This window comes from Primorskyibacter marinus (genome assembly GCF_003313245.1).
In the GTDB taxonomy this organism is placed as follows: Bacteria; Pseudomonadota; Alphaproteobacteria; order Rhodobacterales; family Rhodobacteraceae; genus Primorskyibacter; species Primorskyibacter marinus.
The window spans coordinates 44148-55714 of the sequence record NZ_QJSD01000012.1; the positions used below are offsets into that span (position 1 = coordinate 44148).

Below are 11567 nucleotides of genomic sequence, written 5' to 3' on the forward strand. Positions count from 1 at the left end.
TCGGATTTTTCATCCCGCAAAGGGTTAAACACCCGCTTGCCCGTGCTCTACCTGTTCAGCGCGTGTTCTCCGTCAGACGACGCTTCACATAGTCCGAGACATTCCCGATCATTGTGTCCATATGCGGCTCTTCAAAGAAATGGCCCGCGCCGTCGATCTCCTGATGGGTGACGGTGATGCCTTTCTGTTCGTGCAGCTTGCCCACAAGCGTCCGTGTATCCGCAGGTGGCGCAACGCGATCAGTGGTGCCGTTGATCACCAGACCAGAGGATGGGCAGGGGGCCAGGAAGGAAAAATCATACATATTGGCAGGAGGGCTGACCGAGATGAACCCGGTGATCTCGGGGCGGCGCATGAGCAATTGCATGCCGATCCATGCGCCAAAACTGAAACCCGCAACCCAGCAATGCTTGGAGTTGTTGTTCATGGATTGCAGGTAATCGAGGGCCGAGGCCGCATCCGACAGCTCGCCGATGCCCTGATCGTATTCGCCCTGGCTGCGCCCGACACCGCGGAAATTGAACCGCAGGACCGTGAAACCCATGTTGTAAAACGCGTAATGCAGATTGTAGACAACCTTGTTGTTCATTGTCCCGCCAAATTGCGGATGCGGGTGCAACACGATGGCGATCGGCGCGTCGCGTTCCTTTTGCGGGTGGTAGCGGCCTTCGAGGCGGCCTTCGGGTCCGGGAAAAATCACCTCGGGCATGGTCGGGTCTGACTCCTGGTGGGGTGCGGCAATATTCTTGACGAAATCACTCAAGCACCTTAGAATGGTTCTAATCCGGCTTGAGCGCCGGTCAGGCTGCATGGCAGATAAGCCCTGTGGCAGCAGACGTCAATCGTTTCGCGAGGGGAGTTGGGTGCGTTGAAACTAAGCACGAAGGGGCGTTATGCCATGGTGGCACTGGTTGATATTGCTCTTCAGCCGCAAGGCGACCTGGTGACGCTTGGGGATATTGCCAAACGGCAGGATGTTTCGTTGCCTTATCTCGAGCAGCTTTTTGTCAAGCTGCGGCGTTCTGGGCTGGTGGATTCGGTCCGCGGTCCGGGCGGGGGGTATCGTCTGGCGCGTCCAGCGAGCGAGATTCGCGTTGTCGAAGTGTTGGCGGCCGTGGATGAGACAGTTGATGCGATGCATAAGGGTGCGGGTGCGTCAGGTGGGCTGTCGGGCAGTCGCGCGCAATCGCTGACCAACCGTTTGTGGGAGGGATTGAGCGCGCATGTCTATGTGTTCCTGCATCAGACCCGCCTTTCGGATATCGTGGGTAACGGATTGGCACCCTGTCCGGCGGTGCCAACCTTGTTCGCCGTGGTGGATGAAGAATGATATTGCTCCGTAACAGGCCGTTTGCGCGCGTTTCGCGCGCCCGAAGGAGGGGGCCAGCCCCCTCTGCCGCCTGGGGCGGCATTCACCCCCGGAGTATTTTTGCCAAGAAGAAGGGCTGGGTGTGAAGGCGCGCGTTTACCTTGATTATAATGCGACGGCGTTATTGCGGGTCGAGGCGCGTGACGCGATGATTTCGGCGATGGATCTGGTCGGCAATCCGTCATCGGTGCATTCAGAAGGTCGCGACGCAAAAGCGATTGTCGAGAAAGCTCGGGCGCAGGTGGCGGCAGCTTTGGGCGCGGAAGGTGCGGATATTGTTTTTACATCCGGTGCCACCGAGGCGGCGGCTTTGGCCTGTGTCGGCCGGAAGCTGGACGGGGCCGCGATAGAGCATGATGCGGTGAGGGCGTGGGTATCCGATCGGCTTGCAGTCGATGGTGCGGGACGTGTGACCGTTGCGGATCCGTCGGGCAGTGCTTTGCAATTGGCCAATTCCGAAACCGGGGTGGTGCAGGACTTGCCGCAGGGGGTGGCGGTCAGCGACATGACGCAGGCTTTTGGAAAGCTGCCCTTTGCGTTCAACTGGTCGGGCGCGCAGATGGCGCTGATCTCGGCGCATAAGCTGGGCGGCCCAAAAGGTGTGGGTGCGCTGGTGATGAAGCGGGGCACGGATCTGGCTGCACAGATTCGCGGCGGTGGGCAGGAGATGGGGCGTCGGTCCGGTACAGAGAATGTTATCGGGATCGCGGGATTCGGTGCCGCGGCAGAGGCAGCGGCGCGGGATCTTGACGCGGGTATTTGGGATCGGGTCGAAAAACTTAGAAACATTCTAGAAATAGCTATTGAGGCTGACGCAAAAGAGACTATTTTGGTCGGGAAATCAGCGCGACGTCTGCCCAACACTTCTTGCCTTGCGGTGCCGGGCTGGAAGGGGGAGACGCAGGTCATGCAGATGGATCTTGCGGGCTTTGCCATTTCGGCGGGCTCTGCCTGTTCCAGTGGCAAGGTGCGCGCCAGTCGCGTACTGACCGCGATGGGGTATGACGAGGCCGTGGCGGCGAGCGCGATCCGCGTGTCGCTGGGGCCTGCGACGACAGAGGATGAAGTGCTGCGTTTCGCTGAAGCGTGGCTGGAGAAATATCACAGACACCGGGCCCGCGCCGCTTGAGGCCCGGGATTCGAGCGAAGGAGACAGACATGTCGGCATTGGATACCACAAACGTCAAGGAAGGCGTGGACCGCGAGACTGTGGATGCGGTTCGCGAGGTTGGCGGCAAGTACAAGTACGGTTGGGAAACCGAGATCGAGATGGATTATGCCCCCAAAGGGCTGACGCCGGATATCGTGCGGCTGATCTCGGAAAAGAACGGCGAGCCGGACTGGATGACCGACTGGCGGTTGGCGGCTTACGATCGCTGGTTGCAGATGGAAGAGCCGGACTGGGCGATGGTCGATTATCCTGAGATCGACTTTCAGGACCAGTATTACTATGCTCGTCCGAAAAGCATGGCCGAAAAGCCCAAGTCGTTGGATGATGTCGACCCCAAGCTGTTGGAGACCTACAAAAAGCTGGGCATTCCGTTGAAGGAGCAGATGATCCTTGCCGGTGTCGAAGGGGCAGAGGCCGCGCCCGCAGAAGGCCGCAAGGTCGCGGTGGATGCGGTGTTCGATTCCGTCTCGGTTGGCACGACCTTCCAGAAAGAGCTGAAAGCGGCCGGTGTGATCTTCTGTTCGATCTCCGAGGCGATCCGTGACCATCCTGAACTGGTGAAGAAGTATCTCGGCTCTGTTGTACCGGTGTCGGACAACTTCTATGCGACATTGAACAGCGCCGTGTTCAGCGACGGGTCTTTTGTCTATGTGCCGCCGGGCGTGCGTTGCCCGATGGAGCTGTCGACCTATTTCCGGATCAACGCCGAAAACACGGGGCAGTTTGAGCGCACGCTGATCATTGCCGACAAGGGCTCTTACGTCAGCTATCTTGAGGGCTGCACGGCGCCGATGCGCGACACCTCGCAGCTTCATGCCGCGGTGGTGGAGATCATCATCGAGGAAGACGCCGAGGTGAAATATTCCACGGTTCAGAACTGGTATCCGGGCGATGAGAACGGCAAGGGCGGGATCTATAACTTCGTCACCAAGCGCGCCGATTGCCGGGGCGACCGGGCCAAGGTGATGTGGACGCAGGTCGAGACCGGCTCTGCCGTGACGTGGAAATACCCGTCCTGCATCCTGCGCGGCGATGACAGCCAGGGCGAATTCTACTCGATCGCCATCACCAACCACCATCAGCAGGCCGATACCGGCACCAAGATGGTGCATCTGGGCAAGCGCACAAAGTCGCGCATCGTGTCCAAGGGGATTTCGGCGGGCGTGGCGCAGAATACCTATCGCGGGCTTGTCTCGATGCACCCCAAGGCCAAGGAATCGCGTAACTATACGCAATGTGACAGCCTGCTGATCGGCGACAAATGCGGGGCGCATACCGTGCCGTATATCGAGGTGAAGAATAACAGCAGCCGGGTGGAGCATGAGGCGACGACGTCCAAGGTGGATGACGACCAGATGTTCTATTGCCGTCAGCGCGGCATGGACGAGGAAGAGGCCGTCGCCCTGATCGTCAACGGGTTCGCCAAGGAAGTGTTGCAAGCCCTGCCGATGGAGTTTGCCATGGAAGCGCAGCAACTGGTTGCGATCTCGCTGGAAGGCTCGGTGGGTTAAGCGATGAGCGGCGCGATAGAGCTCGGCTGATCAATGAATACCAGTGCCATCACGCAGGTGCCGCCGACGCGCCCGGAATTGACCATGCCCGTGCCGGAGGTGGCACTTTTGCGTGCCGAATACGCGCGGGCAGAGGTCATTCTGGAATATGGCAGTGGTGGATCCACGGTGCTGGGGGCCGACATGCCGGGCAAGACGGTGTTCTCGGTGGAAAGTGACAAGGGCTGGGCGCAGATGATGCGGGGCTGGTTCAAGGACAACCCGCCGCGCGAAGGCACGTCAGTTGATGTGATCTGGTCCGATGTGGGCGAGACAAAGGAATGGGGGCGCCCGGTTGATGACAGTCAGTGGCGGCGCTATCCGCGTTACCCGCTGGAGGTTTGGGGCCTGCCGGAATTTCGTCAGCCCGATGTGGTGCTGGTGGACGGCCGGTTCCGCGAAGGATGCGCATTGGCGGCGGCATTCATGGCACAGCACCCGCTGGTGCTGCTGTTCGATGACTATGCGCAGCGCAAGAATTACCACGCGGTCGAGGAGTTCCTCGGCACGCCGGAGATGACCGGGCGGATGGCCCGGTTTGATGTAACACCGCAACCCGTGCCACCGGCGCAGCTCTTGCGGATCATGCAGTTGATGGTGCGCCCCTGAGTGCGCCAAAAGGGACCACGGAAGGAAAATAAATGCTTGAGATCAAGAACCTGCACGTCGAACTTGAAGAAGAGGATAAGCAGATCCTCAAAGGCGTCAACCTGACCGTTGAAGCAGGCAAGGTACATGCGATCATGGGACCAAACGGATCGGGTAAATCGACCCTGTCCTATGTGCTTGCCGGTCGTGACGGCTATGAGGTGACCGAAGGGTCGGCCACGCTGGAAGGCGAGGATCTGCTGGATCTGGACCCTGAAGAGCGTGCCTCGCTTGGTCTGTTCATGGCGTTTCAATATCCCGTGGAAATTCCGGGCGTCGGCAATATGACGTTTCTGCGCACGGCTGTGAACGCGCAGCGCAAGGCGCGCGGCGAAGACGAAATGTCCGCGACCGAATTTCTCAAGGAAATCAGAGCGAAGGCCAAGGAACTTCAGATCGATGCGGAGATGCTGAAGCGGCCCGTCAATGTCGGGTTCTCGGGGGGCGAGAAAAAGCGCAACGAGATCCTGCAAATGGCGATGCTGGCACCCAAAATGTGCATTCTGGACGAGACCGATTCCGGTCTGGATGTGGATGCGATGAAGCTGGTGGCTGACGGTGTGAACGCGCTGCGTGACGAAGGCCGTGGTTTTCTGGTCATCACCCACTATCAACGTCTGCTGAACCACATCAAACCGGACGTGGTGCATATCATGTCGAATGGACGGATCGTGAAAACCGGCGGACCGGAACTGGCGCTTGAGGTCGAAGAGAACGGCTATGGCGGCATTCTGGCGGAGGCAGTGTAATGGCAATGGCACAAGCAAAACTGGACGCGACCGATGCGCGTCTGGCCACGCTCAGCCTGCCGACAGGCGGCTGGGCCGAAGCTGCGCGCCGCGATGCGCTGACCCGTGTGCAGGCAACCGGCCTGCCGGGGCGTCGCGATGAGTATTGGAAATACACCCGGCCTGACATGCTGACCGCAGCAACCGCCGCCGAAGCCGCGATTTTCGACGCTGACGAAGCGCCGGTCTTCGGTGAGGTTGACCAGCTGAAACTGGTATTTGTCGATGGGGTGTTCGACGCCGCAGCCTCTGACGATCTGGCGCTGGATCATGTCCGCATCGAACGTCTGGCAGAGGCCGGCTCGGCCGATATTCATTGGGCGCGCGATCTATACGGCACATTGGAGATCGCTGGGCAAACGCCTGTGGTGCGCCCCCTGGCGGCGCTCAACACGGCGTTTGCCACTGACGGCGTGCTGATCCATGTGACCGGCGCGGCACCCAAGCCCATCGCGCTTGTCTATCATCACAGCGACCCGAAATCGGACGTCATGCTGCACCATGTGATCCGCATGGACGCGGGCGCGGAGCTGACCCTGCTGGAAAGCGGCCCCGTCGCGGCACGGTGCAACATGGTGATGGAGATCGACGTGGCGGACAGTGCCGCGTTCAACCATGTCCGTGTTCAGGGTCGCGACCACGAACGTCAGGCCGCCACGCATATCTTCGCGCGGCTGGGGCAGGAAAGCCGGTTCAAGTCTTTCACCATGACGGCAAACGGTGTGATGACGCGCAATGAATGCGTGATCGAGTTGACCGGCGACGATGCGTCCGCGCATGTTGCAGGGGCCTGCATGGGCGACGGCGATTTTCTGCATGATGACACGGTATTCATCACCCATGACGCGTTGAATTGCGAAAGCCGTCAGGTCTTCAAGAAGGTTCTGCGCAACGGTGCCACCGGTGTTTTTCAGGGCAAGATCCTTGTGAAGGCTGGCGCGCAGAAGACCGATGGCTATCAGATCAGCCAGTCGCTTTTGCTCGACGAGGACAGCCAGTTCCTCGCCAAGCCGGAACTGGAGATCTACGCCGATGACGTGGCCTGTTCGCATGGCTCCACCTCGGGTGCCATCGACGAGGACGCGTTGTTCTACCTGCGCGCGCGTGGTGTTCCGCATGGGATCGCGACGGACCTTCTGACACTGTCTTTCCTTGCCGAAGCGGTGGAAGAAATCGAAGACGCGGGCCTTGCCGAAGAGATCGTGACCCGCATGGAAGCGTGGCTCGCGCGGCGGCGCGGGTAGGGTGCCGGTCACCCAGGACATCGTGGCCACCTATCGGGGGCCGGGGCGCGTGATGCGTCGCCTGTTGTCTATGGGGCAACGAGAGGACCGCGCGATTGCCATTGTAATGGCGGGTTGCGCGGTGATCTTCGTGGCACAGCTGCCGCGTCTGGCGCGCGAGGCGCACCTGACCGGCGAAGAGCTGAACCCGATGCTGGGGGCCTCGCTGCTGGCTTGGGTCTTTATCGCGCCGCTGATGCTCTACGCGCTGGCGGCGCTCAGCCATCTTGTTGCGCGTCTGCTTGGCGGGCGCGGAAGCTGGTTCGATGCGCGTCTGGCATTGTTCTGGGCGGTGCTGGCCTCGTCCCCGCTGATGCTGCTGAACGGGCTGGTTGCCGGGTTCATCGGACCCGGCCCGGCGCTTAGCTTTGTCGGGTTGCTATGGCTGGCCATCTTCGGCTGGTTCTGGGCGCGTTGCCTCTGGGTGGCGGAGCGTCCACAAACATCCGTGGGGGCAGGGGTATGAGCCTGCAAGCCTTCCTTCAGCTTGCCCTGCAAACGGTGTTGGCACCGCGCGATGTTGCCCGGCTGCTGATCTCTGCCCGGTTGGCGCGAGAGGCGTTGCTGACCGCCTTTGCGCTGGTCGTGGCGCTGAACACGCTGGTCTTTGCGGGAATGGCCGCCCTCATGCCGCCTGACCCCTCCGTGGCGATCGGAAATCTTTCGCCTCTGGCATTCATGTTGCTTCTTGGCGGATCTGTGGTCACGGCTGCCGTCGTGATCACCTGGGCCGGGCGCGCGATGGGCGGCACCGCGCAGTTCGAAGACATCGCCCTGCTGCTGATCTGGCTGCAAGCGCTGCGTTTTCTGATGCAAGTGGCGCTGATCCTCATCAGCCTTGTTCTGCCGGGGGCCGGGGTTCTTTTGGTGATCGCGGCGGCTGTCGCGGGACTGTGGATCTTGCTTAACTTCATCGACGCGGCCCATGGGTTTGGCAGCCTTGGAAAATCCGTCTTCGTGCTTTTCATCTCGCTTCTGGGCGCGGTGGTGGGCCTTTCAATTCTGCTGTCCCTTGTCGGGACTTCTACACTGGGACTAAGCGACTATGTATGACGTGACGCAGATCCGAGCCGACTTTCCGATCCTTTCGCGGCAGGTCAATAACAAGCCGCTTGTTTATCTGGACAACGGTGCGTCAGCGCAGAAACCGCAGGTGGTGATTGAGGCGATCACCACGGCCTATGCGCAGGAATATTCCAACGTTCACCGTGGCTTGCACTACCTTTCTAATCTTGCGACAGAGAAATATGAAGCGGTGCGCGGCACCATCGCGCAGTTTCTTGGTGCGGCGGATGAACATGAAATCGTCATGAATTCCGGCACGACCGAAGGTATCAACACCGTCGCCTATGGCTGGGCCATGCCGCGGATGGAACCTGGCGACGAGATCATCCTGTCGGTGATGGAGCATCACGCCAATATCGTGCCCTGGCATTTCCTGCGCGAGCGTCAGGGCATTGTCCTGAAATGGGTCGATGTCGACGAGACGGGCGCGCTCGACCCGCAAAAACTGCTGGATGCGATCACGCCCAAGACCAAGCTGATCGCTGTCACCCATATGTCCAACGTGCTGGGCACCGTGGTGGATGTGAAGGCGATCTGCGAGGGCGCGCGCGAAAAGGGCGTTCCGGTGCTGGTCGATGGCAGTCAGGCGGCGGTGCATATGCCGGTGAACGTGGCCGAGATCGGGTGTGATTTCTACGCGATCACCGGGCATAAACTTTACGGCCCGTCCGGTTCTGGCGCGATTTATATCCGCGCCGACCGCCAGGCCGAAATGCGTCCCTTCATGGGCGGTGGCGACATGATCCGCGAGGTCCACAAGGATGCGATCACCTATAACGACCCGCCGATGCGGTTCGAGGCCGGCACGCCCGGCATCGTGCAGATGATCGGGCTGGGCGCGGCGCTGGATTATATGACCGGCGTCGGCATGGCCAATATCGCCGCACATGAGGCAAGTTTGCGGGACTATGCGCAAGCAAAGCTGGACGGGTTGAACTGGCTTCAGGTGCAGGGCCATGCGAAGGGCAAGGGCGCGATCTTTTCCTTCACGCTGGATGGGGCGGCACATGCGCATGACATCTCGACCATCCTTGACAAAAAGGGCGTGGCGGTACGCGCGGGCCATCACTGCGCAGGCCCGTTGATGGATCATCTGGGCGTTACCGCGACCTGCCGTGCGTCCTTCGGCATGTATAATACCACGCAGGAGGTCGACGCGCTGATCGACGCGCTTGAATTGGCGCATGATCTGTTTGGCTGAGTGATGGACCATATGAAATGTCTGGCGCTTATGCCGGAATTTGCCATTGCAGTCACAAGTCGCGGCGGCTATACGCCGAACTCAGACACTCATAGCTCAACCGGACGAAGCGTCGCCCTCCGAAGGTTTTGGGATATGGGTGCAAGACGTTGAAAGGTAAGATGGAAATCAAACGGTAATCGCGGAATCGTACAGAAACCGCAAAGATACGCCGCTAAAAACGCGGTCCCGTAGCTCAGCTGGATAGAGTGCTCGCCTCCGAAGCGAGAGGTCACAGGTTCGAATCCTGTCGGGACCGCCATCCTTTCACCGAATCGATAACGTTGGATTTCCGGTTCTATCCGCCCAGCCGCCCAGTCAGTCACAGGCAGCGAGTTGGAATGGTGACGCGGGCACAGCCAAGAACTCTCTCGTCTCAGCACGGCAAGCCGTAGATGGCTGACGAGTTGAAGAAGACCGGCTTGAAAACCAGTGTCGTACTGGGTCTTTAATGTGCCAGAATGACATATCCGTGTTGAGAACCCGCAAGCACGCAAGCACAAGGTCACGACAGACGGCACTCTTCCGTTCAGTATCGCACGCGATTTGTCAGAGCGGCATTGTACAGAGGATCAACCGAGCCAGACATGGGCCGACGACGTCAGCTATGCCTGGGCGGAAGAAGGCGTGCCGGGACGCAATTCCGGCACGCTATGCTTATCTCACGAACTTCTTGAACTTCACCCGTTTCGGTTCCAGCGCGTCGACGCCGAGGCGGCGTTTCTTGTCTTCCTCGTAATCCTCGAAGTTGCCTTCGAACCATTCAACATGCGCGTCGCCTTCGAAGGCGAGCATATGCGTGCAGATCCGGTCAAGGAAGAAGCGGTCGTGCGAGATGACCACGGCGCAGCCGGCAAAATCCACCAGCGCGTCTTCGAGCGCGCGCAGGGTCTCGACGTCCAGATCGTTGGTCGGCTCGTCGAGCAGCAGCACGTTGCCGCCCTCTTTCAGAAGGCGGGCCATGTGAACGCGGTTGCGTTCACCGCCTGACAGCAGGCCGACTTTCTTCTGCTGGTCGCCGCCCTTGAAGTTGAAAGAGCCGCAATAGGCGCGGGAGTTGACCTCGGCATCGCCGAGCTTGATGACTTCGGCACCGCCCGAGATTGCCTGCCAGACAGTGTCATCGGCGTTCAGGTCGTCGCGCGACTGGTCGACATAGGACAGCTGCACGGTGTCGCCATAGGACACGGTGCCTTCGTCGGGCTGTTCCTGCCCGGTGAGCATCTTGAACAGCGTTGATTTCCCCGCGCCGTTGGGACCGATCACGCCGACAATCCCGCCGGGGGGCAGGCTGAAGTCAAGATCCTCGATCAACAGCTTGTCGCCCATGGCTTTTTTCAGGTTTTCGACTTCGATCACCTTGGCACCAAGACGCGGCCCGTTGGGGATGACGATCTGGGCTTTGCCGACCTTTTCACGTTCGGACTGCCCGGCGAGTTCCTCATAGGCCTGAATGCGCGCCTTGGACTTGGCCTGACGGGCTTTCTGGCCCTGCCGCATCCATTCCAATTCGCGTTCCAGCGTCTTTTGCTTGGACTTGTCCTCGCGGGCCTCTTGCGCAAGGCGCTTGGCCTTCTGTTCCAGCCAAGAGGAATAGTTGCCCTCATATGGCATGCCGCGACCGCGGTCGAGTTCAAGGATCCAGCCGGTGATGTCATCCAGGAAATAGCGGTCATGGGTGACGATCAGGATGGTGCCCTTATAGGCGATCAGGTGGTTTTGCAGCCAGGCGATGGTTTCGGCGTCAAGGTGGTTGGTCGGTTCGTCCAAGAGCAACATGTCGGGCGCTTCGAGCAGCAGTTTGCACAGCGCGACGCGGCGCTTCTCCCCGCCCGAAAGCGTGGTGACATCGGCATCGTCGGGGGGGCAGCGCAGGGCCTCCATCGCGACGTCGATCTGGCTGTCCAGATCCCACAGGTCGTTGCTGTCGATTTCGTCCTGAAGGGCGGCCATCTCGTCGGCGGTCTCGTCCGAGTAGTTCATTGCCAATTCGTTGAACCGGTCGAGCTTGGCTTGTTTGGAGGCCACGCCCAGCATCACGTTTTCGCGCACGCTTAGGGTTTCGTCCAGCGTGGGTTCCTGCGGCAGATAGCCGACCTTGGCACCCTCGGCGGCCCAGGCCTCGCCGGTGAAATCCTTGTCGAGCCCGGCCATGATCTTCAGCAGCGTGGACTTACCTGCGCCGTTGACGCCGACAACGCCGATCTTCACGCCGGGCAGGAAGCTGAGCCGGATATTTTCGAAACATTTCTTGCCGCCGGGATAGGCCTTGGAGACACCATCCATGTGGTAGACGTACTGATAAGCTGCCATGTCTGAAACGATCCTGCTCTGTCCTGAAAGTGTTGATTGCATATAGACTGCCTGACACTTGGCTGCAACGTGGCTGATACCGCTGATCCTGCTGTATGGCAGGCCGGTCAACAGGGAACGCCATGCCGGAATGAACGTCG

The 11567-nt window shown here is 60.0% G+C and carries 11 protein-coding genes and 1 tRNA gene; 10 read left to right on the forward strand and 2 right to left on the reverse strand.

Translation table 11 applies throughout. From position 1 onward, the window contains the following. Positions 1-55: 55 nt before the first annotated feature. A complete protein-coding gene (locus DMZ65_RS13825) occupies positions 56-709 on the reverse strand; it encodes an alpha/beta hydrolase (protein ID WP_116599475.1) in 654 nt (217 codons plus the stop codon). A 159-nt stretch (positions 710-868) separates the two neighbouring features. Between DMZ65_RS13825 and iscR the strand changes: the two genes are divergently transcribed. From iscR to DMZ65_RS13875, 10 genes are all read left to right on the forward strand, one after another. After that, positions 869-1330 carry a Fe-S cluster assembly transcriptional regulator IscR gene (iscR, locus tag DMZ65_RS13830; protein ID WP_084353448.1) on the forward strand — a complete coding sequence of 154 codons (462 nt, stop codon included), beginning with the start codon at positions 869-871 and terminating at the stop codon, positions 1328-1330. 121 nt (positions 1331-1451) lie between these two features. Further along, positions 1452-2498: a cysteine desulfurase family protein gene (locus DMZ65_RS13835; protein WP_116599476.1), complete on the forward strand. Its 1047-nt coding sequence runs from the start codon at positions 1452-1454 to the stop codon at positions 2496-2498. A 29-nt stretch (positions 2499-2527) separates the two neighbouring features. After that, the gene (gene sufB / locus DMZ65_RS13840) at positions 2528-4051 is read left to right on the forward strand and encodes a Fe-S cluster assembly protein SufB (protein WP_116599477.1); all 1524 of its coding nucleotides are present in this window, start codon (positions 2528-2530) and stop codon (positions 4049-4051) included. A 33-nt stretch (positions 4052-4084) separates the two neighbouring features. Continuing rightward, complete coding sequence (locus DMZ65_RS13845; protein WP_232824994.1) at positions 4085-4699, forward strand: hypothetical protein; 615 nt, start codon at positions 4085-4087, stop codon at positions 4697-4699. 32 nt (positions 4700-4731) lie between these two features. Next, positions 4732-5487, forward strand: a complete 756-nt coding sequence (sufC, locus tag DMZ65_RS13850; protein ID WP_116599478.1) for a Fe-S cluster assembly ATPase SufC — start codon at positions 4732-4734, stop codon at positions 5485-5487. After that, positions 5487-6770, forward strand: a complete 1284-nt coding sequence (locus tag DMZ65_RS13855; protein ID WP_116599479.1) for a SufB/SufD family protein — start codon at positions 5487-5489, stop codon at positions 6768-6770. Before sufC ends, DMZ65_RS13855 begins: the two co-directional genes overlap by 1 nt. Position 6771: 1 nt before the next feature. Then, the gene (locus DMZ65_RS13860; RefSeq protein WP_116599480.1) at positions 6772-7275 is read left to right on the forward strand and encodes a YIP1 family protein; all 504 of its coding nucleotides are present in this window, start codon (positions 6772-6774) and stop codon (positions 7273-7275) included. Beyond that, positions 7272-7862: a Yip1 family protein gene (locus tag DMZ65_RS13865; protein ID WP_157960634.1), complete on the forward strand. Its 591-nt coding sequence runs from the start codon at positions 7272-7274 to the stop codon at positions 7860-7862. Before DMZ65_RS13860 ends, DMZ65_RS13865 begins: the two co-directional genes overlap by 4 nt. After that, positions 7855-9075, forward strand: coding sequence for a cysteine desulfurase (locus DMZ65_RS13870; protein WP_116599482.1), 1221 nt, complete (start codon positions 7855-7857; stop codon positions 9073-9075). The genes DMZ65_RS13865 and DMZ65_RS13870 overlap by 8 nt, the downstream gene beginning before the upstream one ends. Positions 9076-9299: 224 nt before the next feature. Then, a tRNA-Arg gene (locus tag DMZ65_RS13875) sits at positions 9300-9376 on the forward strand. Between the two features lie 395 nt (positions 9377-9771). On the opposite strand, the gene ettA is transcribed toward DMZ65_RS13875, so the two are convergent. Then, positions 9772-11427, reverse strand: coding sequence for an energy-dependent translational throttle protein EttA (gene ettA, locus DMZ65_RS13880; RefSeq protein WP_116599483.1), 1656 nt, complete (start codon positions 11425-11427; stop codon positions 9772-9774). Positions 11428-11567 lie beyond the last annotated feature (140 nt).